Here is a 22,700-nt window from a genome sequence, read left to right as displayed (position 1 = left end):
TGATTCCCCAGCATAAGTAACGTTGTTTTGATGGGCTGAATGCTATGATCAAAATTTGTTGATTATTCACCAGCTTGCTTTTTAAAGGCGTCTGAATAGTGAGTGCATGGTGTGATCCCGGCCAGATAGCGGTAAGGCTAATAATGACTATGAAGGATTTTCACTGCAGATTTATTCCAAGCTGTATTAGAATAGCGCCTCACCACCGACATCCAGGCATTTTACAGGCAACAACCCAGAGGTAATGAATGTTCACAAAGGACATGACCATCGCTGAATTTGATCCGGAGCTGAAGGCGGCTATTGACGCGGAAACCCTGCGTCAGGAAGAGCACATTGAGCTGATCGCTTCCGAGAACTATGCCAGTCCACGAGTTATGGAAGCTCAGGGCAGTGCGCTCACTAACAAATACGCTGAGGGCTATCCTGGCAAGCGTTATTACGGTGGCTGCGAGCACGTTGACGTCGCTGAGCAGCTGGCCATTGATCGTGCCAAGGCGCTGTTTGGTGCTGGTTATGCCAACGTTCAGCCTCACTCAGGTTCCCAGGCTAATTCCGCCGTATTCATGGCGCTTCTGAAGCCCGGTGATACCATCCTTGGTATGAGTCTGGCTCATGGTGGTCACCTTACACACGGTGCCAGCGTAAGCTCTTCAGGTCGAATTTATAATGCCGTGCAGTACGGTATTACTCCGGATACCGGTGAGTTGGATTACGAAGAAGTTGAGCGCCTGGCTCTGGAGCATAAACCCAAGCTCATTATTGGTGGCTTCTCTGCCTATTCAAGGGTTGTCGACTGGCAGCGTTTCCGTGATATTGCCGACAAGGTCGGTGCCTACCTCATGGTTGACATGGCCCATGTCGCCGGGCTGGTGGCTGCGGGCGTTTATCCCTCCCCGGTTGGCATCGCTGATGTGGTTACTACCACTACCCACAAAACTCTGGGCGGTCCTCGCGGTGGTTTGATCCTGGCCGCTGAAGATGAAGAACTGAACAAAAAACTGAATTTTTCCGTTTTCCCTGAGTCTCAGGGTGGCCCTCTGTGCCATGTGATTGCTGCCAAGGCCGTCTGCTTTAAAGAAGCGATGTCTGATGAGTTCAAGTCCTATCAGGCGCAGGTGGTCAAGAATGCTCAGGCCATGACCCGTGTGATGATGGAGCGTGGTATCAAGATTGTTTCCGGCGGTACTGATGACCATCTGTTCCTGATGGATCTGATCGGTAAGGAATACACCGGTAAAGATGCAGAAGCTGCTCTTGGTCGTGCCAATATCACGGTGAACAAGAACGCGGTTCCTAATGACCCACGTTCACCTTTCGTAACCAGTGGTCTGCGTATCGGTACACCGGCGATTACCCGCCGAGGCTTTAACGAAGAAGACTCTGCCGCTCTGGCTGGCTGGATCTGCGATGTGCTGGATGCTCTGGCCGATGGTTCCGGTGATGAACAGGTCGAAGCAGAAGTGAAAGCCAAAGTGCTGGAAATCTGCTCACGTCTGCCTGTTTATAAATAAGTTCAGGCTCTTTAGCCGTCCAAACGCGATGCAAGCTTCAATTGATTGCATAGCGTAAGGGCGGCTCCTCCCTCCCTATATCTTCTTTCTACATTATCTTGTAATAAAACCGTAGCTGGTTATCATTGCTTAATCCCCCTCAAAAAACTGAAGGATTAACTTGCTCAATGCATTGTCCATTCTGTGGTGCTGCTGAAACAAAAGTGATCGACTCGCGTCTGGTTGCAGAAGGCAGTCAGGTGCGCAGGCGTCGTGAATGCCTGTCCTGCATTGAACGTTTCACCAGTTATGAAACAGCAGAACTGCTGATGCCAAGACTGGTTAAACGGGATGGTACCCGTGAACCTTTTAATGAAGATAAGCTGCGGGCGGGCATGTCCCGTGCCCTGGAAAAAAGACCCGTCGGTGTTGAGCAACTGGAAGAAGCATTAAGCCGTATTATTCATCGCCTTCGGGCCATGGGGGAGCGGGAAGTCAGCTCCCGGATTCTGGGTGAAGAAGTCATGCGGGAGCTGAAGCAGCTGGATGAAGTGGCCTATATCCGTTTTGCTTCCGTGTATCGCCATTTCAAGGATTTAAATGAGTTCCGGGAAGAGATTGACCGACTGGAGACCGAGGATCGGGAATAAATGCCCCTGATTCTTTTATTACTGGCGATTCTGGTTCTGGTTTTTGGACCTCAGTTCTGGGTCCGGCAAACGCTCCGTAAATATGGCAAAGATCGACCGGATCTTCAGGGAACCGGTGGTGAGCTGGCCCAACACCTGGTTGAGCGTTTCCAGCTGGAGAGTGTATCGGTTCGCGAAGGCATGGAAGGTGAGGATTATTATGATCCGGAAAACCGGGTAGTTTCACTCTCCTCTTCGCACTATCAGGGGAAGACCATCGCAGCGGTCGCCGTTGCTACTCATGAAGTCAGCCATGCCCTGCAACATCAGGAAGAGCATCCCGGGTTTATGCGCCGCCAGAGACGGATAAAAATGGCCATGATGATTGAGCGATTCAGTGTCATGGCCTTGATGGTTACTCCTTTTATTTTCTTATTAACCCGTCTGCCCCAGAGTACCTTGATTACTTTATTACTGGGGGCATCGGGGATGGTTGCATCGCTCTGGGTGCAATTGATGAATCTGCCAGTTGAGATGGATGCCAGTTTTAATAAGGCGCTGCCGATTCTGGAGGAAGGGTATCTTTCCAAAGATGATATTCCGGGGGCGAGAAAAGTCCTTAAAGCGGCTGCAATGACCTATGTTGCTGCTGCGCTTGCCAGCCTGCTAAATATCGGACGATGGATCGCTATTCTGAGGCGGTAGGTAAGTACCTAACCCTATGAAATCATATTTTCTGATTCAGTGGTCAGCCACTCCCGGCAACTGCTCCATGCGTTGCTCTAACTCCTGCATCCATGCAGTTGTGCAGCGTTACAGCTACGATCACATAGCTACGGCTATGCTCACTCCGCTGAGCCTTGCATAGTAACTAACCACTAAGCCAGAAATATTCGATTTCATATGATCAGGTACTTATTCAATAGTGGGTGCCAGAGGCTGTTCATACATCCAATTGTGAATGCCCCTGGTCAGAATCTTTAAATTTTTGTAACTATTCAGCACCCAGCAAAGGCGTATTGTTGTAATTTCGAACCGCTTTAAGAAGCGCCTGAAATATGTTCAACCCCTGCTTTTTAGCAGATGATAAATAGCTTCGGATTCGGGTAAACATGGTACCTCCGTCTTCGCTTCTGAAGCAGCCTGAGATCTTCTGCTTAAGTTTGGCCATCCTGGCATCACGTTCACTGCCATTGTTATCGAAGGGAATTGAAAAGTCCGACATGAAGCGCAACGTTTCAACCTTAAACTCAATAAGCCTTTTGAACAGGTTGTAGGCCTTGGTATTCCTGACCTTCTTACGTCCAAGCACCTGTCGTTGTTTTTCCATATAAGCGGTTTCCTTCGTGAGAGCCCTTTGAAGGATTTGGTCGTATATCGTCTCAATGCGAAGCTGTATTGCACCAGGCATTTGAGTCAGACCGGCTGCTTTGTATTTCTTGCAGAAGTGCCAGGAGAGCGTAAGCAATTTCATCAGCCGCAGAGCCAGCTTATTCGCATCCCTATCGACAACTCCCTGAAGCTCTCTCAGATGATGGGCATTACAAAGCACATGCACTGCCGCATAGGCAAAGTAGGACTTCCAATGATCGTGAACCAGAATGCCTGCAAAAGTCAGCAGGATGCCCATTGCATCCATTGCTTCACAACCTCGCCTTTCTGAGAGGTAGTAAAGCGTCCATTGGTCATCTCGCATAATGTGTAACCACCACAGTGAACCGTCAACCCGCATGCCAGTTTCATCCGCTCCTGCAACCGGACTTTCTTGTAAAGCATCGCGGATACTCTGCTCAGTAGAGGCCAGGTTCTCATGGGTATAGGCAACAAAATTGGCAACAGAGCCTGCGCTGACACTCATGCAATAAATAGTATTGAAATACTCAGACACCCGGTGATATGGGATGAAGTGATACTGGTTTAAATGAACAGCCATTGCCTGAGTCACTTCTCCGTATTGAGCAGCGGCTTTCACTCCTTGGGGAAACTCAGCGGTGTTCCGTTTACCACAAGGACATACTTTAACGTCTGCCCAGTACGCGGTAACTTCAAATTCTCCGGGTCTACCTGGATCAAAAACCTGTCGCTCAATGTATTTGGTGGGTTTAATATCGATAAGCGAAGACTGGCAACAGCAACATTTTTCAACCTTCAGATGCCTGACATAATCGGGTAAGGCGACACGTCTCAAACAAGAGCCTTGATGACCTTTCTGGCCACCTGGTTTATTGCCTGAAGATGGTCTAAGGCTTTTGGGGTTCGGTGTTTCCTGTGAGGAGCAGGGGGCTTCTTTGGAAGATGTATCACCTTTATCACTCCCTTTTTTACTGGGCTTTTGATAACCATCTGACGATGGTGGCTTACTACTGTTTTGACTGTTTTTATTAACCCTTTCTTCCAGTTCGCTGCAACGTTCCCGTAAAAGCGCATTCTCGGTCCGAAGCTCTTCATTCTCTTTAAGGAGAGCTTCGGTAAACGGAGTAGCTGGGAAGTCTGGTTCCATACTGGAGATTTGTTAGAAAAATTGAGTATAAGATGATGGTCGAAAAATCAGAAAATTCCAGATTTATATGAAGGGTGCTGAATAGTTACAAATTTTTTAATCATTTTCTGGAATTGAGTTGATATGGTCAGTTCATCTCTGCTGGCTCTGTTTGTTCCCACGTTTTTCTTTGTTTCTGCAACCCCGGGCATGTGCATGACACTGGCCATGACGCTGGGTATGACCGTCGGTGTTCGACGAGCGCTCTGGATGATGCTGGGAGAACTGCTGGGTGTTGGGTTGATTGCGGTACTTGCCGTGATTGGTGTAGCCGCTGTGATGTTGAATTACCCAACTGCATTCACGGTGTTTAAGTGGGTAGGCGGCGTGTATCTGTTTTACCTGGGATTCCAGATGTGGCTTTCCAAAGGGAAAATGGCTATTCCCCATGAGGGTCAGCAACCCAGAGAGACGGCCCCCAAAGAGCTTATGGTTCAGGGATTTGTAACAGCCGTAGCTAACCCTAAAGGATGGGCATTCTGTATCTCGCTGCTGCCACCCTTTATTTCTGCAGACCTGCCGGTTGCCCCACAGCTGATCGTTCTGGTTTCCATTATTCTGATTATTGAATTTATCTGCCTGAATATTTACGCAGCAGGTGGAATAACACTGCGACATTTTCTGCAGAAAAGCGGCAATGTTCGAGTGATGAACCGGATTGCCGGCTCTCTGATGATGGGGGTGGGTATCTGGTTGGCATTTGGGTAAACAAAAGTCAGTGTGCCGCCTTTTCAGCGTTTTCATCCATCGACATTATGAAAGCGGCAGTTTTTTAATAAGAAGTGTATCAGCGGGCTAAGTGAATAGGGCTTTTCAATTGAATAACCCGCTGGTTACTGCTGCCGCGCCAGGGCAGTGAAAGGTCTCTCTTATCCCGCTGAAAACGACCATCAATCAATACATCAATATATTGCATGACTTCCTGCTGGGCTTTTTGCTGAGTTCTTCCAGCGTATGGCCGGTACAGAGCCGGATATGTTTCTCTGGATACTCTGCCTTTACCGGTTTAACCAGCTTCAGCATGCCGGACAGGCTCCCAGGATAAAGTGAGTCTCTACCGGAGAGTGGCAGCCCATCCGGCTTGATACAAGAATCACTCAGGTCTTCAGTCGTCTGGTTTTCAGAGTCTGGTCAATAAGAACGCTATACCATCCACCAGTTTTAGTTTTGCATTGATCAATGTTGCATCGCTCAGACTCTCGCGCCCGCCGCGCGGAGCGCTGCCTTGATTTCACGGATTTTCCTGTCGTAGACGACTTGACGATTTCCAGGGTCAGTACAGTTGAAATAACGATGGCCTGAATTTCCGTAGACTGAAGGCCAATCTTTCAGGCACTCAAAACAAATATTGTGATTACACGTTCCCCTATCTTGTGCGTTGTTATAAATTCTATGTTCTCCGTTCCGCTGAATTAAGTTACAGCCGCCGGGTTCTCGTATTATAGGGGTATCGCATTTCGGGCATGGACGAGCCTGATTATCATGCCTTTTAGCGTCTTGATACATACTTAGTTTTGCTCGAAGATCCATAATTTGTTGATTATTATTAATATCCGCCTGGGCGCAAGTCTGGTTTCGATGAGGGGGATTCTGACAACTTGCACAAAAAATTTCGGTACAACGTACAAGGCTGTCGCCCGGGCCTGGATCGACAGCTTTAACTCCGTCACAGGTTACCCGGAGCTGACTTTGGTCTCTAAGGTTGACTTCAGGATGTTCCTTTTGACACTCTGGGACTGGACATACAGGCTTTTTCATAACCAAAGAGTCCAGTTGCCTGGAGTTCGGATCTTCACGAAAAAGCCGATACTGGCCAGCCAGACGGAAATCTTGTACTAACTGCTGTGTTTGAGGGTCGGTAATGTATTTGCCGAGTACGTTCGTGGGTAAAACATGCTTGACTTCACCAGGTGCGCTTGGACATAAAGGACATAACACGCCACGTCCTTTTAATTCAATGTCCTCTACGGGGGCCTGAATTCGAGCGTTTAAATGTCCTGACAGACAGTCAGGGTGTAACCATGAGGGATTCGTGCAACCAGTGAGATTAACTGCTGGAGCAGCATCAAATCCTGTCAGGCATATAGGGCAGTCAGGGGTGCCTTCTGGCGGCGTTCTAAGCTGTTGTGATGCGTCTGCTGGTTCAAATCTATAACGCCCATCACTATGACTATCACTATTGCGATTAAATGGATTGGGAAGCCAATTGGTTACAAGCTTCTCAGCCAGAACGCAGATGGTATAGATAGCAACTGCCCCCAATGCTGCAGCAACGAGATTAGGAGCCAGATATAGGGCTGTACCAACCGCAATGACAGGTTTGACACTGCGACCCAGCCAATAACCTATACCATGTCTATTATTAGGAATATGGTCTTGGCCAGCCGGGTTAATATTAGCTGCGAATGCGAACGGGTTTAATGCATTAAGAGTGTCCATCATTATTTGTCTATCCTTTAGTATTCTAGAAAAATACTTAGTAAAGACAATATTGTTTATAACAAAGTTCCCTTGTTTTCGTTTTTACCCGCTCAGGGATTTAATTTAGTACTTTGGTATCAATACGAATCACCCGCTGGTTACTGCTACCGCGCCATGGCAGTGACAGATCTCTCTTATCTAACTCAAAGCGCCCATCAATCAGTACATCGATATATTGAATAACGTCCTGTTGGGTTTTGCTGAGTTCTTCCAGTGTGTACCCGGTCCAGAGCCAGATGTTTTTCTCCGGATACTCAGCTTTTACCCGTTTTACCAGCTTAAGCATGCCGGGAATATTTCCCGGAAAGAGCGGGTCTCCACCGGAGAGTGACAGTCCATCCCGCTTGATGCGTGCATCACCCAAGTCTTCAATAATCCGGTCTTCCATAGCCTGGTCAAACGGGGTTCCCTTGCTGGCATCCCAGGTCGTGGCGTTATGGCAGCCTTTGCAGAAATGCTCACAACCGCTCACAAACAACGTACAGCGGGTGCCTTCGCCATTAACCACATCGATTGGATAATATTGGAGATAGTTCATGCTTTCTTGTTGTACTTACTATCAAGTATGTATGTAGCGATAAATGGCATTCTACTTCTCATACCCATAAGTTGCATTGAAAGGAGTTAGAAAAAAATCATCATTTAGTCCAGCAATTTTAATTCCAAGTACTTTACAAATACTTTTGTGCAGCGTGACCAGGTTATCAAACAATCTATCAGGCAGTTGGAGTTCACGATGCATGTTGTGGAGTGCTTTAATTACTTCTGGCTCATTATGAAATAAAACTGATACTTGGTTTAAAGCACTAAAAAACTTTATTTTAGCTTCAGAGGTTGTGTTATGAGTCAAGGCAAACCGGTAACCTACCAGATCTCTTAGTACCTCTAGTCTTTGCTTTCTTTTCTCATAGCGCTGAAAGAAGTAAGTTGAAATCAGAACGCTTAAAATTCCTGATATTAATGAAGAAATGATGGTAATTGAGATATTCATTTTTAATATACTCCCAAAATATTATATTCAGTCAGATAGCTCTAATTGGAGTTAGCCTGTCTGAGTCCCTAACTCTTTGTATGGGGAAGTATTACTCTTGATGTTCAGGATTTTCGGCCTTTTCATAAGCTGTGTAACTTAAGTAGGGTTCAGTAGGCATTCCCACGGGGTTCCGTGGGAACGAGATTGCCAAAAAACTCTTCTTTGTGTCTCTGTGCCTTTGTGGTGAAAGCTTTTAATCCCTCACGATAAGCCGTATCAGAGGTGCTTAACCCGACGAACTACTTCTTCCTGCTTACCTTTAATGAAAGGTCGGCTGTTAGGCTGGCCCAGGTAGCCACAGACGCGACGGGTTACGGACATTTTATCTGAATCCCGGTTCTTGCACTGCGGGCACTCAAAACCACGGCTGGTGGCGTTGAACTCACCTTCATAACCACAGCTGTAGCAGGAGTCATTCGGTGTATTGGTGCCGTAGTAAGGAACCTTGTCGTAGGTGTAGTCCCAAACGTTTTCCAGTGCCTTCAGGTTGTTGACCATGTTCGGGTATTCACCGTAGCAGATGAAGCCACCACTGGCATGTTTAGGGTATACCTGCTCAAAGTCGACCTTGTCGTATGGGTTAACCTTCTTTTCCACATCCAGGTGGAAAGAGTTGGTGTAGTAGCCTTTTTCAGTTACTCCTTCAATGACACCAAATTTCTTTCTGTCCAGTCGGCAGAAACGGTCACACAGACTTTCACTTGGGGTTGAGTAGAGGCTGAAGCCGTAGCCGGTCTCTTCTTTCCACTCATTTACCGCTGCACGCAGGGTTTCAACAATGGCAACGGCTTTCTGGCGAAGCGCTTCACTGTCATACAGATCACCAGTACCGTATAGAGCATTGATCGTCTCATGGATACCGATGTAGCCAAGGGAGATGGATGCACGACCATTTTTAAAGATTTCACTGATCTTGTCGTCTGGCTTCAGGCGAACACCACAGGCACCTTCTACGTAGAGAATAGGGGCTACCCGGGCATGAACATTATCCAGGCGCTGGATGCGGGTCATCAATGCTTCTTTGGCCAGCTGCAGACGCTGTTCCAGCAACTTATAGAAGGCCTCTTCACTGCCCTTGCTTTCAATCGCGATACGAGGCAGGTTGAGTGAGACAACCCCCAGGTTGTTTCGGCCATCATGAATCAGCTTGCCATCTTCTTCATAAACGCCCAGGAATGAACGACAGCCCATGGGTGTTTTAAAGCTGCCAGTGACTTCAACCAGCTTGTCATAATTGAGAATATCCGGGTACATCCGCTTGCTGGCGCACTCCAGTGCCAGCTGTTTGATGTCGTAGTTCGGGTCTTCAGCGCTGAAGTTCACCCCTTTCTTGATGGCAAACACCAGCTTTGGAAAGACCGGCGTCTTGCAATTTCTGCCCAGACCACGAATCCGGTTTTTCAGGATGGACTTTTGTACCAGACGCTCTTCCCAGCTGGTTCCCAGACCAAAACCAAAGGTGACAAACGGTGTCTGACCATTGGCAGTATGCAGGGTATTTACCTCATACTCTAAAGCCTGGTAAGCGTCGTAGCAGTCCTTCTCAGTCATTTCCATAGCGTATTCACGGGCTTTCTCTTCATCACCAATCCAGCGCATGCCCTGCTTGAGATGCTTGTCGAACGTCTTGCGAACATAAGGTGCGTGAATACGGTCAATCTCGTTGATACTGGTGCCACCATAGATATGGCTGGAAACCTGGGCAATGATCTGGGCGGTGATGGCTGCAGCCGTGGTGATCGACTTTGGTTTTTCAATTTCCGCATTACCCATACGGAAACCGTTGTTCATCATCCCTTCAATATCGATCAACATACAGTTGAACATGGGGAAAAAGGGCGCATAGTCCAGATCGTGGTAGTGAATCTCTCCCCGCTCATGAGCTGCGGTAATATGGGCAGGCAGAATATGTTGTTTGGCGTAGTGTTTGGCGACAACGCCAGCCAGTAAATCCCGCTGTGTCGGGATAACCTGACTGTCTTTGTTCGCGTTTTCGTTCATGATCTCTTCATTATCCTGATTGATAATGCTGAGAATATCCCTGCCCATGGCATTACGGGATTCCCGCTCAATATCACGGGTCTGCCTGAACTCAATGTATTTGCGAGCCGCGTTGTGGTACTCGCTGCTCATCAGCAGGTCTTCCACCTGATTCTGAATATCATAGATATCCACCGTTGCCTGACCAGCCACCGTATTGCCCACTTTTTTAGCAACATACTCAGCAAAGTCATTGTCTTTGATCTGAGCATCATTCAGGGCGCTGGCAACGGCTTTTACGATGCGCGGCGCATCAAAAGGCTGGCGTGAACCATCGCGTTTGATGATCTCAGTCATGGTGGGTCTCCGGGCAGATAGAGTCATTAGATATTGCGCCTTTCTGGCTGAAATATCTACAGGTAGTGGTGTGTTGGTTTGGTGAGCACTATATATAGTGTTTGTTGGCAGCTATGATCTACTAAAGTGACGTGTTCTGCAATATTGACAAAACGTAAATCTTCACGGGAAATCACGGTTTTCATCTCCAAGTCAGGAGTTACTGACAGGGAAAGTCATACATACTGTGTGGTTAAACAGCGAGAGACTGCTGGAAAAGCATTTTGTAGGTATATACCGAGATGGTTTGGTAGGCAGGCATTCATAAGTAGCTAACGGTATGGAGTGATATTTTCTGACTACTTGTGATGGCATCCTGCTTCGTTACAACTCCGGTCACCAGGCTATGGCTATGTGACCGGAGTTGTACCTCGCATAACACCTGCCCGGGTAGCCAGAAATATTCGATTCCATATAGCCAGCTACTTATTGATGGACACGGTTGATGATGAGATGATCTGCGCCTTTTTTAGTATCTGTCCAGAAATGGAGAGAGGAGATTGAGTTGAGCGATAGTTCCACAAAAGCATCCCTGGCCAATTGCGAGTTTGATCAGCAGCAGGAAAAAGTATTATCTGCCTTCCTGGCATCACGCCCTGCCGGGAAAAGTGGTCAGGTTATGACGCTGTCGGCCATCAAAGGCCTGATGTTTGCCATTGCCAACTCACCTGTTAATGTGCCACCGGATCGCTGGATGACTCTGGCGCTGGCGACCAGAACACCAACGTTTGAATCGGCACAGCAGGAAGATGATATCCGTCATATTCTGTTTAACCTGCTGGATAAAACCAGAAAGACCATCAGTGGTGGCTTTGAGGTACTTCCAGAAGAGTGTCGGGCTGAAGATGTGTATTCTTCAGAATTTTCCCGCCTTCAGGAATGGGCGATGGGTTATGGACAGGGCAGTGAACTGCTGATGGATGTCTGGACCCAGGTCCTGAAGCATCCCAAAGTTCAGCCTATGGAAGAATCCTGGTCCAGTTGCATGGTGCTGTTGAACGTCTGGAGTCGTGCAGACAGCCTGCTGGAAAAAGCCAAGAAGAAAGATGGCCCGGATGTGAATAAGATGCTCCAGGCAATGCCAGCGGTTGCCCGGGAAATGGCAGTGATGTGTCATGATATTCGTGAGATCTGGCAGAAGGCCCTGGAAAAGCCGGCACCGGTTAAGGTGACTAAAGTCGGCCGCAATGATCCTTGCCCATGTGGTAGTGGTAAAAAGCACAAGAAGTGCTGTGAAACCAAGTAAGACTTTCTGGAACCACGGAGATCACAGAGTCCACAAAGTTTTTGAAAAAGGCTGTTCTGGCGCGAACACCTCGGAAGGTTTAAGAGCCGATTTTGCGGGCGCATGAATCGGCTCTTTGTGCTCTTCGTGGTTCTAAGGCGCCTTCTAGGCGCGTCCGTCTTCTCCTTCGCTTACTGTACGGAGCCCGATTTCTGAGCGTTGAATGGTCACCCGCTCGCCCGGCAGGTCTGCTGGCGTTTTGTTATAAAAGTGAAGTTCCCGCTGTGGGAATGGAATGGTGATACCTTCTCGATCAAACCGGACTTTCACCTCACGGGTGATGTCCCAGTATACATCCCAGTAGTCGTCTGTTTTAACCCAGGGACGAACGACAAAATCCACAGATGATTCGTTGAGCACGTGCAGGCGAATGATATGTTCGGGTGTTTTCAGTATTTTCGGGTGGCTGCTGACAATCTCTTCAAGAATTTTTTCCACCAGTTCAACATTGTCTCCATAGGCAACGCCAAAGACCATATCGACCCGGCGGATACGTTCCGAGGTGATGTTCTTGATGGTTTCTCCCCAGATTTTGGCATTGGGCACCATAAAGACCTGGTTGTCGAAAGTGCGAATTGTGGTGTTTACCAGGCTCATCTTGCCCACTTTACCGGCAACACCGCCGGCCTCCACAAAGTCACCTACATCAAAGGGGCGGTAGATCAGGATCATCATCCCGGAGGCAAAATTGGACAGGGTATCCTGCAGGGCAAAACCGATCACAATACCGGCAACCCCCAAACCAGTCAGTACCGGTGTTAAGTCCAGCCCTACCTGTGCCAGAGCAAACAGGAAGCCGAAGACCACCACCAGATTACCGCCCACATTGATAAAGAACTCCTGAACCAAAGTACTGAAGCGGGCTTTCTTGTGGGTAACCGCCCGGGATATTCCCCGTCGTACCAGACGGGCGAGCAGTATGGCTACTGCCATCAGGGCGGCAAACAGGAAGAGGCGGGAGAGTATGCCGCCCATGTTGGATTTAAACCAGTGAATCAGGTCGTCCCAGAGCCCGGCAATGACTGTACGCAGGGTTTCGAAGTTCACCACCGCTTCTGCCAGATTACCGGTGGTCTTGAAAATCAGTTCATTGTACTGATCCACCGGCAGTCCCTGCTCTTCCATCATGATCACGATCTGTTTCAGGTTGGCGACAGCACTGCGTACCAGGCGATCCTGAGTGGCAATTTTGCTTTCCAGAGAGCTTCGAGCATCCGCAGGAAGGGACTTCAGCTCTGTCTGTAACAACTCTTTCTGGCGGGTATTATTGCGCAGATAAGTCGCCATGAACTCGGCATAGAGAGTGATCTCCTGATCGAGCTCCTGTTGCGCAGCGGCGGTATCAACCTTCCAGCTTTTCAGTAAATTCAGGTTATCCAGCCGTTCATTCTGCAACCAGTTTATATAGGCGTAGAAGTCATTGATGTTGAACAACACCAGTAACTGCTCATCGGCACTGGCCTTCTCATACTGCTCAAACAGTTGACGCAGGTCCGATGAGGCGGGGGTTAGCCGGGCTTCAAAAAAGCGATTCTCCGCGTTCACTACCTCTTCACCCAGTTTAATGGCCTCAGGGGTATTAATAACCTTCACCTGATCCAGGAAATGATTAACCAGTCGGGTCGTGGTGCGAATATCAGAAACGACCTGTTGCTGAATTAAGTCACGGGTCATTTCAGAGGTGGTTTTCTCCCAGGTGGCTTCCATCTGAACCACCCGTTTACTGGTGGCTTCAATATCGTTGATTACCGCAGTCTGTGAAGCAACCAGTTCCGTAGGTGATGGTGGTTGAGTAACCGCATTTTCTGCCAGACAGTGAAAGGAAATAAACAACAATACCCAGAAGGCGTTTCTGAACATTGGGTGACTCCGAAAAAGACATCCATCACTGCTTCAGTTTAGGCGCTGAAGTGCAAAAAAGAGCAGTAGATTGATGCTGTTGGATAAAAATGATCAGTGAGCGTCGATTGTCCGAATGACGCGGCAGGGGTTACCGACGGCAACGCTGTTGGCAGGTATGTCTCTGTTCACCACGCTACCTGCGCCGATCACACAATTGTCGCCAATCGTAACGCCGGGAAGAACGGATACATTGCCGCCTATCCAGACATTGTTACCGATGGTGATGGGGGAACCATACTCGGTTTTCTGCCGCTCAATTGGGTCAATGGGGTGAGTACCGGTTGAGATCATGACATGAGGGGCAATAAGTACATTGTCCCCAATAGTGACTTTGCAGACGTCAACAATTGTCAGATTGTGGTTGGAGTAGAAGTTACTGCCTATCTCAATATTGTATCCATAATCACAAAAGAAGTTTGGCTCCATATGGGCCGTATCTTTGATGGATAACAGGTCTCTGAGAATGGCCATCCTGCCATCCAGGTCGGTTGGATCCGCCATGTTGAACCTGGCGCACAGACTTTTGGCCCGCATGCGGTCAGACAGCAGTTCTGACTCCCAGGCATCGTAAGGCATGCCTGCCAGCATTTTCTCTTTTTCAGACGTGTACAGCATGATCAGCCCGCGTTTAGTTGTAACTCAGTGGATGGTTTTTCTGCAGAACCTTCGGACAGATTCTGGACACTCAACAGGAATATCCGCTGAGGATCCAGGCCGCCCTCATCCATGAGATAATCCTTGATCTCCCGGGCACGATCTATCGCCAGTTGTCGCATGGCGTTTTCGTTAAATGGCCATTGTGCCAGTAGATGCTGGGTAATGGTGTCCGCGTTGGCCTGTTCAATATTCAGTTCAGCGCTTTCACTGTTCATCACGGTGCCTGCAATGGTTTGCAGGAGTCGCAAATGAGTGTCTTCATCCATGGTGGACAGGATAAGCTTTTCAGGAACCGGCTTTTTCTGCGCCTTAAGCTCTTTGTAACTATTCAGCACCCAGCAAAGGCGTATTGTTGTAATTTCGAACCGCTTTAAGAAGCGCCTGAAATATGTTCAACCCCTGCTTTTTAGCAGATGATAAATAGCTTCGGATTCGGGTAAACATGGTACCTCCGTCTTCGCTTCTGAAGCAGCCTGAGATCTTCTGCTTAAGTTTGGCCATCCTGGCATCACGTTCACTGCCATTGTTATCGAAGGGAATTGAAAAGTCCGACATGAAGCGCAACGTTTCAACCTTAAACTCAATAAGCCTTTTGAACAGGTTGTAGGCCTTGGTATTCCTGACCTTCTTACGTCCAAGCACCTGTCGTTGTTTTTCCATATAAGCGGTTTCCTTCGTGAGAGCCCTTTGAAGGATTTGGTCGTATATCGTCTCAATGCGAAGCTGTATTGCACCAGGCATTTGAGTCAGACCGGCTGCTTTGTATTTCTTGCAGAAGTGCCAGGAGAGCGTAAGCAATTTCATCAGCCGCAGAGCCAGCTTATTCGCATCCCTATCGACAACTCCCTGAAGCTCTCTCAGATGATGGGCATTACAAAGCACATGCACTGCCGCATAGGCAAAGTAGGACTTCCAATGATCGTGAACCAGAATGCCTGCAAAAGTCAGCAGGATGCCCATTGCATCCATTGCTTCACAACCTCGCCTTTCTGAGAGGTAGTAAAGCGTCCATTGGTCATCTCGCATAATGTGTAACCACCACAGTGAACCGTCAACCCGCATGCCAGTTTCATCCGCTCCTGCAACCGGACTTTCTTGTAAAGCATCGCGGATACTCTGCTCAGTAGAGGCCAGGTTCTCATGGGTATAGGCAACAAAATTGGCAACAGAGCCTGCGCTGACACTCATGCAATAAATAGTATTGAAATACTCAGACACCCGGTGATATGGGATGAAGTGATACTGGTTTAAATGAACAGCCATTGCCTGAGTCACTTCTCCGTATTGAGCAGCGGCTTTCACTCCTTGGGGAAACTCAGCGGTGTTCCGTTTACCACAAGGACATACTTTAACGTCTGCCCAGTACGCGGTAACTTCAAATTCTCCGGGTCTACCTGGATCAAAAACCTGTCGCTCAATGTATTTGGTGGGTTTAATATCGATAAGCGAAGACTGGCAACAGCAACATTTTTCAACCTTCAGATGCCTGACATAATCGGGTAAGGCGACACGTCTCAAACAAGAGCCTTGATGACCTTTCTGGCCACCTGGTTTATTGCCTGAAGATGGTCTAAGGCTTTTGGGGTTCGGTGTTTCCTGTGAGGAGCAGGGGGCTTCTTTGGAAGATGTATCACCTTTATCACTCCCTTTTTTACTGGGCTTTTGATAACCATCTGACGATGGTGGCTTACTACTGTTTTGACTGTTTTTATTAACCCTTTCTTCCAGTTCGCTGCAACGTTCCCGAAAAAGCGCATTCTCGGTCCGAAGCTCTTCATTCTCTTTAAGGAGAGCTTCGGTAAACGGAGTAGCTGGGAAGTCTGGTTCCATACTGGAGATTTGTTAGAAAAATTGAGTATAAGATGATGGTCGAAAAATCAGAAAATTCCAGATTTATATGAAGGGTGCTGAATAGTTACAGCTCTTTTATCCACCGTTGAGTCAGCTCACTCTCCAGAAGTGATCTGGCGACCAAAGGCCAGTCCGAATCCTTTGCTGTTTTGCCAGTAACTTCCAGTTGTAATCCCGGTCTGTCACGCAGTGCTTTGGCCAGTTTGTCCAGGGATTCAACTTGTTCTGAACGGTTGATGGAAAACTGCCCCGGTTCGAAGGTAACGAATTGCATCTCTTCGGCGCTACCGCCAACGAGGGAGGCGAGCAGGTCAAAAGGGGCGGAAATAATATTGGTGATCAGGTTGACCAGGGCCATTCGAATAACGGGGCCCAGTTCAAATTCCGGATTTTCCAGATCACCAGAGATGGGCAGAGTGATATCAATCTGCCCATTTCGATCTTTCAGTAATGCCAGGGCCAGCCGGATGGGAAGGTCTACGGCTTCATTGCTATCCACCCTGCTACCCAGTATCAGTTTATCCAGCAGCATCTGGTTGGTAGCGGAAAGCTGGTGGTTTTTGATCTGGTAGTTTAAATCCAGGTGGAGCCTGCCCTTTTGGATGCTGTAGCCGGCAAAACGACCGGAATAAGGCGTTAAAGTGGTCAGTTCGACATTAGTAAACGACATTGACAGGTCAGTCATGTTCAGCGGGGAAGACGGGTTGAGAGCACCTTTTATGGTAACTGGGGCATAGCGGTCGACCCGACCATCGATTTTAATCGTAGCCGGTTTTTTACTGCGGGTATCGAAGCCATCGATTTCACCATTCAGGTTAACAATCGGGGTTGCAAAACCCGGTTGGAAGGAGCGATCCGAAAAATCCATGGCTCCATTTTCAATAGCCAGCCGGTTGATGGCCAGGCTGAAGTCAGGCGTTTCTGTTCCGGTAGCAGTGGTTATATCTACCTCTTCTTGCTCACTGCTAATTGTATTTTCAATCGGTTTAACCAGGCTGGCCAGATTGACCTGCAGCTTTTCATCCACGGCAATGACAACCGATGGCGCAGCCAGAAGTAACTGGCCAATCTCCAGTCGATTGTCTTTCTGCTGGTAACTGAGCGCACTCAATTGAAGCTGCAGCCACTGGGCAACGGTTTCCTGAGTTCTGCTATCGTCCAGTTGCAGCTGGTTGATAGTGACGTCACTGGTAAGCTGTACGCCAGATTCCGCCTGCCAGTTTATGTCTGCCCTGGTATCCAGAAGGCCACTGGTCAAATCAACATAGGTAAATCGGTTAATGATGGGCTGGAAATCAGTCAGGTTAATATTATTCAGCGAAATGGATGCAGAAGCTGATGCTTCCGAAGGGATACCGGATAGTGCCAGATCGACTTTGCTGTTTACTACAGCTTCACCATTCAACTGGGTACTGAAATTAACGATTGAGTCTGCTTGGGGCCAGCCAAGGGACTGTCCTTGAATATTGATCTGGTCAAGTTGTAATGAAAACGGCGAATGCCCATCAGTGAACTGGTAGTCAGTGAATCCAAACCTGCCATTTTCGATGGCAATCTGATTGACTGTGAATTGCAAGGAAGAACTTGAGCCTTCTTTCTCTGTTTCGGTCGATGTGGGCTGTTCAGGGAACTCTTTCAGTAAACTCGCAAAGTTATTCTGTCCATTTTCCGTTAAGGTGAAATCACTCTCTGGATTGTTGATCCGTATTTTATCCAGTGTCAGCTGTCGAATATTATTCTCGGTAAGCAGTGCCTTTTGCAGGTCTTTCCATGAAAGGTCAATATCAGCGGAATACAGCTTCATGGTGTCTCTGACATCAACAGCAATCAGGGATAGCTTGAGTGTCAGCGGGTTAAAGTAAACCGCACCCAGCTTCAGTTCCCTGGCAAGAAAATGGTTACCGGCCAGAACAATGCCTGCATGTATAAGTGGTGGCACAACAACAAAACCGATAATCGTGTACGCGGCCACTGCATTAATAATGTATGAAACCAGTTTCCTGATCATGGTCTGAGTCACATATAAAAATTCAGGGTGGCCAGTCCCTCTTCCTTTCAAAGACAAGATGGATGGCAGATAAAACAGGAGAGTTTGGACGATAGGTCAAACCTGCCTGATGATATCAGGCAGCGGGAGGGATTGGTATTGCAAAAAAAACGAAACGTCAACAGACCTTAGAGGCTACTTCCGGTCAAGTTTGAAAACATGCTCGGTAATCACTTTCAACCCCTGAGCCTGTTTTCGTGGTGAGGGCTTGGTATCCCGTGTTTCGATCAGGTCAATTTCGAAATAGTCACCGTAAAGCGCTTTCACTCGATCTGGTGGGATGCTGAATGGCGGCGCTGCTGCGGCAACGTCATCGTATTCAACAGTAACCAGAAGAATTTGTTCAATATCGGGTGCGATACGCAGGAGGTGTTCTACATAGGCTTCCTGCATGCCGGGGGGGAGAGCCACCAGGGCTGCCCGATCATAAACAAATCTGGCCGGGATACTCTCTTCTGCCAGGGTAAAAAAGTCTCCCTGGATGATGGCCATACGCTCACTTGACCAGTACTCGTGTTCACCCGCTTCATGTTTCGAGTGATTGAGGTTCTGTTCTGTGAAGAACGCTTCCACAGCAATCTCACTCAACTCTGAGCCGAGGACAAAGTGCCCCTGTCTGTGCAGTTCAATCATATCCAGGCTTTTACCGCACAGAGGAACGAACACCATGTCCTTTGGGACTGCACGTATCTTGGGCCAGTGTTTAACCAGCATGGGGTTGGTCTGATCGAGATGGAAGCCAATGTTATTGTTCTCCCAATGAGACCGCCAGTTAATATCGTCCATTGCTATTGATATCCCGTTATCATGATAGGACACTGATTCAGATGCTTTTGTATTACAAATAACAACAATACCGGCTGTCAGTAGGAAGATAAATAGCTGAGTGTATTTCATGGTCAGCTTTACTCTCTGAAGTCGTGCATACAAGGTAGCAGAATGCAGCTGATTCTGATTGAAGGGACGCACGGAACCGGCAAGTCAACGCTGGGCAAGGCTCTGGCTAAGAAGCTTGAGTCTATCGGTAAGGTGGTTTCACTGTACGATGAATATGACCGGTCAAACCCTGTTGATACCTGGGCCATCAATATGATGCGCAAGAGCCTTTTTGAGCAAAGGGCTTACCTGTCCGGTGAAAATGTATTTTTGCAGCATTTACATGACCCGACCGTAGATACTTCCGGCCAGTGGATGATGTTGAGTGAACAGTTGATTGAAACTCCTGAGCAGGTTGTCATTTTTGTGGGTAAATTCTGGCAGAACTGTGTGATGCCGTGGTTCTTCCACGATATTCCTGTTGCTCATATTCTGGCTCATCACCAGAAACTTTGTGAGTCAGTCATGACAGCTAAACCTCTACTGGTTTTTCTTTCCTGCAGCGATACGACAGAGGGGCATAAACCACTGGTTGATCGTGGTGAACTGTTATCTCCCATGCTGTTAAGCCTCTATGGCTCATCATTCTGGTCACGTAAACATGCACCTGAGGGAACAGTACAGGATAAAGGGAGGTTGTACTTACAGGCATGGCAAGCCGTGTTGAACCAGCTTTACCAGGATATTCCTTTTTCCCGACTGGAATATCCTGATGCATGGAAGCACTGGTCAGACAATGACGAGTATCAGGAAAAGATACTTTCTGAAATAACAGGGCTGATTAAAGAGTAAGGAACAAACCGGCTTAAGCTGCCGGTTGGTAAATGATGGTTTGCTGCAGCTGAGATTCAAAATGATCCCAGTCCATCGGTGAACTGCTAATAATTTCCAGCCGGCTGTCTGGGCTTTCTTCCATTTCAATAATACTGACAACCCCATCCTGCATATTAAACCCTCTTACGCCCTGATCGGTTTTTGCAACTGCCTTCAGGCGCTGAGCAGTCTGAGCGTGGATCAATGAGAACAGACGGTCAAATGAGAATGATGCACTTTCAGAAAACAGCCAGCCGCAGCTGAAATGATTCTGGCCTTTGTTCTCCTTGCGGAGAAACAGCTGGCCTTCAGGCAGTTTGAGCTCAACGGGTTCAGTGGTTTGGTCTTGCTGAGGGCTTTTGTGAGCATGATGGGCTTTAGGGTTAATGGCTACACGATCACTGTGGGGAAGGTCCAGCCATTCTACCGATAACTCACCCTGCTTGACCCAGGCAGTGACCGGGTGTGGCTCGGGGAGTTGCTTTGCAAACTGCTCAAAACGTTTTCGGTCATCTTCGCAGGATAAGTCCGTTTTGTTGGCAACCAGCACATCGGCCAGGTGAATCTGATCCCGGAAATTGTCATTCTCAAGGTATCGGTCATCTTCAAGGTTTCGTGGATCCAGAAGGCAGATACTCGCTTCCAGACTCAGAATCTCCTGATAATAATCGCCTTGGAGTGTGTTAATAATTTCCTGTGGATGCCCCAATCCTGTAGGTTCAATCAGCAGCCGGTCCGGTTTGCTGCGGGCAATCAGCATATTGAGACCAATCTGCATGGGCAGCCCTGCCACGCAGCACATACAGCCACCGGGCACTTCGCGGACTACCACATCATTTCGTGCTGAGGATCCCTGTAGAAGAGCACCATCAATACCGACTTCACCAAACTCATTCACCAGAACAGCCCAGGTTTCATCTTCGGGTTTCTGCTTCAGGAGGTGGAGAATAGCAGTGGTTTTACCGGAGCCCAGAAACCCCGTGATCAAATTGGTTGGAATCTTTTTCTGCATTGTAATAACAGCCCTGCAATTTTCTGGAAGTGTAGCAGTCTGTCAGGGATTCTAAAAATGAGGTAGGAGCAGGTAGAAAGACCTGGTACGGCAAAAACACAGGTCATTATCGATGATTAGCGTTTTTTTCGCGCATCCCGAATAATAAATCCGGCAACACCACCCGCAACGATGACGGTTGCCAACACGACCAGAACACCAGCAATGACCACTGTGTCGAGATACATAATCCATTCCTTTTTGTTGGTTGTTTTATGAAAGATCTGTATCACTTCAGGTTAAGGGGTAACCGGAAAAAATAATTGACGCAGATCAATCAGGCGGGCTTTAAGAAGCCTGCCTGATAATCTCAGCAGCTGCATTGGCGAGCACTTCACACCCGATGATCAAATCCTCTTCGCTGGTGTCTTCATCAAAACTGTGGCTGATTCCTCCAATACTGGGAACCAGCAGCATTCCTGACGGCATGACGTGAGAAAAAAATCCGGTGTCGTGTATTGCACCGCTGGACATGAGCTGCCAGTTATTTGGGCAGTGCTGCTGGGCTATATGACATAGCACTTCCTGCACTTTTCCATCCAGACGAACCGGAGCAATATCCGTTTCTTTTTCAATCTGGATGTCAACTTTCAGATCTTTCTGCAGGGCTTTTGCCATTTGCCATAATGCCTGCTCCATCCGATCCAGCTGAGCGGGTGAAGGGTCTCTGAATTGAAGGGTCATTGTGGCTTTTCCAGGAATAACCGATAGAACGCCCGGATCAAATTCCGCATGCCCAATGGTCCAGACCGATTGTTTCGTCCCTGTCTGACGGAATCGGCGATTGAGAATGGTGGCAAACTCCATCATGGCCATACCGGCATCCCGTCGCATGGCCATTGGAGTGGAACCAGCATGGTTGCTCTCTCCGAAGAAAGAAATTTCAAATTCACGACAGCCGGATATCTGGTTAACAATCCCAATCTGCTTTTGCGAGATATCCAGTCTTGGCCCCTGTTCAATATGAGTGCTCAGGTAGGCAAGGTAGCGTTCGGGGTCATATTGTTCGCTTATGCCATTGAGGCCCGCAGCATTTAAGGCATCCTTTAACCGGAGCCCGTCAGCACGAATGGCTGTGTTAATCACCTGCGGAGGTAACTGGCCAAGAAACCCCTTGCAGCCAAGAAAGTCGTGGAATGTGTTTTCTTCGTCAGCCCAGGATGCAATGTCCACGGACATATGGCTGGTATCCGGATTCTCAGAAAGGGATCGATACACCTCAAGGGCACAGATAACCCCATAAGCACCATCCAGCCAGCCCCCAATGGGTTGAGTGTCAGTGTGAGAGCCCATCAATAAGGTTCGGGCAGACTTTCCGGAATAACCGATCACATTGCCAAGGCCATCGATCTGGGCATCCAGTCCGGAACTGGTCATTTGTTCCTGTAACCACTGTCTCGATTCCATATCTGCCGGGGAGTACATTTGACGAATAACACCGGTCTTGTACTGGCCGAATTTCCTGAGCTCATAAAGGTCGTTCAGCAGACGGTCTGGATTAATGGATACTGACTTCATTGTTTTTATACCGCCCTGACAGAAAAAGACCCTGGGGAAATGTATGACAGTTGGAAACACTCAGCGACATTCTAAGCTGGCAGAATTTGCAGGTGTTGAGTTGGGTCAATGGAGAGACAGGTGACGGGGAATACCGGTGCAGCAGGCGA

The 22,700-nt window shown here is 48.1% G+C and carries 20 protein-coding genes and 1 pseudogene; 6 read left to right on the top strand and 15 right to left on the bottom strand.

What is annotated here, in order from left to right:
• Positions 1-248: 248 nt before the first annotated feature.
• The 3 genes from glyA (at position 249) to ACOCLE_RS15455 (ending at position 2,827) form a co-directional block, all read left to right on the top strand.
• Entirely contained in the window at positions 249-1,514 is a 1,266-nt protein-coding gene (gene glyA / locus ACOCLE_RS15465; RefSeq protein WP_419533226.1) for a serine hydroxymethyltransferase, read from the top strand.
• A gap of 167 nt (positions 1,515-1,681) precedes the next feature.
• Positions 1,682-2,143: a transcriptional regulator NrdR gene (nrdR, locus tag ACOCLE_RS15460; RefSeq protein ID WP_020580846.1), complete on the top strand. Its 462-nt coding sequence runs from the start codon at positions 1,682-1,684 to the stop codon at positions 2,141-2,143.
• Positions 2,144-2,827, top strand: a complete 684-nt coding sequence (locus ACOCLE_RS15455; protein ID WP_419533225.1) for a zinc metallopeptidase — start codon at positions 2,144-2,146, stop codon at positions 2,825-2,827.
• Positions 2,828-3,116: 289 nt separating this feature from the next.
• Here the strand turns inward: ACOCLE_RS15455 and tnpC (ACOCLE_RS15450) are convergent, their stop codons facing one another.
• On the bottom strand, positions 3,117-4,622 hold the full coding sequence (gene tnpC / locus ACOCLE_RS15450) for an IS66 family transposase (RefSeq protein ID WP_419532963.1): 1,506 nt from the start codon (positions 4,620-4,622) through the stop codon (positions 3,117-3,119).
• 123 nt (positions 4,623-4,745) lie between these two features.
• Here tnpC (ACOCLE_RS15450) and ACOCLE_RS15445 point away from each other — a divergent pair, with 123 nt between their 5' ends.
• Positions 4,746-5,369: a LysE family translocator gene (locus ACOCLE_RS15445; RefSeq protein WP_419533224.1), complete on the top strand. Its 624-nt coding sequence runs from the start codon at positions 4,746-4,748 to the stop codon at positions 5,367-5,369.
• A gap of 79 nt (positions 5,370-5,448) precedes the next feature.
• Here the strand turns inward: ACOCLE_RS15445 and ACOCLE_RS15440 are convergent.
• From ACOCLE_RS15440 to nrdD, 5 genes and pseudogenes are all read right to left on the bottom strand, one after another.
• Positions 5,449-5,732 (bottom strand): annotated as a pseudogene (locus ACOCLE_RS15440) (4Fe-4S cluster-binding domain-containing protein).
• A gap of 120 nt (positions 5,733-5,852) precedes the next feature.
• Positions 5,853-7,103 (bottom strand): BRcat and Rcat domain-containing protein, encoded by a 1,251-nt coding sequence (locus tag ACOCLE_RS15435; protein ID WP_419533223.1) that lies wholly within the window; start codon positions 7,101-7,103, stop codon positions 5,853-5,855.
• 97 nt (positions 7,104-7,200) lie between these two features.
• Positions 7,201-7,680: an anaerobic ribonucleoside-triphosphate reductase-activating protein gene (gene nrdG / locus ACOCLE_RS15430; protein ID WP_419533222.1), complete on the bottom strand. Its 480-nt coding sequence runs from the start codon at positions 7,678-7,680 to the stop codon at positions 7,201-7,203.
• Positions 7,681-7,731: 51 nt separating this feature from the next.
• On the bottom strand, positions 7,732-8,133 hold the full coding sequence (locus ACOCLE_RS15425) for a DUF6680 family protein (RefSeq protein WP_419533221.1): 402 nt from the start codon (positions 8,131-8,133) through the stop codon (positions 7,732-7,734).
• A gap of 258 nt (positions 8,134-8,391) precedes the next feature.
• A complete protein-coding gene (gene nrdD, locus ACOCLE_RS15420) occupies positions 8,392-10,512 on the bottom strand; it encodes an anaerobic ribonucleoside-triphosphate reductase (RefSeq protein WP_419533220.1) in 2,121 nt (706 codons plus the stop codon).
• 544 nt (positions 10,513-11,056) lie between these two features.
• Here nrdD and ACOCLE_RS15415 point away from each other — a divergent pair.
• Positions 11,057-11,797, top strand: a complete 741-nt coding sequence (locus ACOCLE_RS15415) for a UPF0149 family protein (protein WP_419533219.1) — start codon at positions 11,057-11,059, stop codon at positions 11,795-11,797.
• Between the two features lie 144 nt (positions 11,798-11,941).
• Here ACOCLE_RS15415 and ACOCLE_RS15410 read toward each other — a convergent pair whose 3' ends face one another.
• The 6 genes from ACOCLE_RS15410 to ACOCLE_RS15385 all read right to left on the bottom strand — a co-directional run bounded on the left by ACOCLE_RS15410 (position 11,942) and on the right by ACOCLE_RS15385 (position 19,190).
• The gene (locus tag ACOCLE_RS15410) at positions 11,942-13,696 is read right to left on the bottom strand and encodes a mechanosensitive ion channel domain-containing protein (RefSeq protein WP_419533218.1); all 1,755 of its coding nucleotides are present in this window, start codon (positions 13,694-13,696) and stop codon (positions 11,942-11,944) included.
• Positions 13,697-13,789: 93 nt separating this feature from the next.
• Complete coding sequence (locus ACOCLE_RS15405) at positions 13,790-14,353, bottom strand: sugar O-acetyltransferase (RefSeq protein WP_419533217.1); 564 nt, start codon at positions 14,351-14,353, stop codon at positions 13,790-13,792.
• 2 nt (positions 14,354-14,355) lie between these two features.
• Positions 14,356-14,730 carry a hypothetical protein gene (locus ACOCLE_RS15400; protein ID WP_419533216.1) on the bottom strand — a complete coding sequence of 125 codons (375 nt, stop codon included), beginning with the start codon at positions 14,728-14,730 and terminating at the stop codon, positions 14,356-14,358.
• On the bottom strand, positions 14,720-16,225 hold the full coding sequence (gene tnpC / locus ACOCLE_RS15395; RefSeq protein ID WP_419533215.1) for an IS66 family transposase: 1,506 nt from the start codon (positions 16,223-16,225) through the stop codon (positions 14,720-14,722). The genes ACOCLE_RS15400 and tnpC (ACOCLE_RS15395) overlap by 11 nt, the downstream gene beginning before the upstream one ends.
• An 85-nt stretch (positions 16,226-16,310) precedes the next feature.
• On the bottom strand, positions 16,311-18,254 hold the full coding sequence (locus ACOCLE_RS15390; RefSeq protein ID WP_419533214.1) for a DUF748 domain-containing protein: 1,944 nt from the start codon (positions 18,252-18,254) through the stop codon (positions 16,311-16,313).
• A 174-nt stretch (positions 18,255-18,428) separates the two neighbouring features.
• Positions 18,429-19,190, bottom strand: a complete 762-nt coding sequence (locus ACOCLE_RS15385) for a thiopurine S-methyltransferase (RefSeq protein WP_419533213.1) — start codon at positions 19,188-19,190, stop codon at positions 18,429-18,431.
• Positions 19,191-19,232: 42 nt separating this feature from the next.
• On the opposite strand from ACOCLE_RS15385, the gene ACOCLE_RS15380 reads away from it, so the two are divergent.
• Positions 19,233-19,961 (top strand): AAA family ATPase, encoded by a 729-nt coding sequence (locus ACOCLE_RS15380; RefSeq protein WP_419533212.1) that lies wholly within the window; start codon positions 19,233-19,235, stop codon positions 19,959-19,961.
• Positions 19,962-19,974: 13 nt separating this feature from the next.
• On the opposite strand, the gene ACOCLE_RS15375 is transcribed toward ACOCLE_RS15380, so the two are convergent.
• The 3 genes from ACOCLE_RS15375 to ACOCLE_RS15365 form a co-directional block, all read right to left on the bottom strand.
• Positions 19,975-20,994: a CobW family GTP-binding protein gene (locus tag ACOCLE_RS15375; RefSeq protein WP_419533211.1), complete on the bottom strand. Its 1,020-nt coding sequence runs from the start codon at positions 20,992-20,994 to the stop codon at positions 19,975-19,977.
• A 116-nt stretch (positions 20,995-21,110) separates the two neighbouring features.
• Positions 21,111-21,221, bottom strand: coding sequence for a cytochrome c oxidase subunit CcoM (gene ccoM, locus ACOCLE_RS15370; RefSeq protein WP_419533210.1), 111 nt, complete (start codon positions 21,219-21,221; stop codon positions 21,111-21,113).
• Positions 21,222-21,321: 100 nt separating this feature from the next.
• Positions 21,322-22,551 carry a hydantoinase/carbamoylase family amidase gene (locus tag ACOCLE_RS15365; protein ID WP_419533209.1) on the bottom strand — a complete coding sequence of 410 codons (1,230 nt, stop codon included), beginning with the start codon at positions 22,549-22,551 and terminating at the stop codon, positions 21,322-21,324.
• Between the last annotated feature and the right edge of the window lie 149 nt (positions 22,552-22,700).

The organism is Endozoicomonas sp., from assembly GCF_965196975.1.
Classification (GTDB): domain Bacteria; phylum Pseudomonadota; class Gammaproteobacteria; order Pseudomonadales; family Endozoicomonadaceae; genus Endozoicomonas.
Note: the sequence above shows the minus strand (reverse complement) of the source record. Positions and strands in the feature narration are given on the sequence as shown.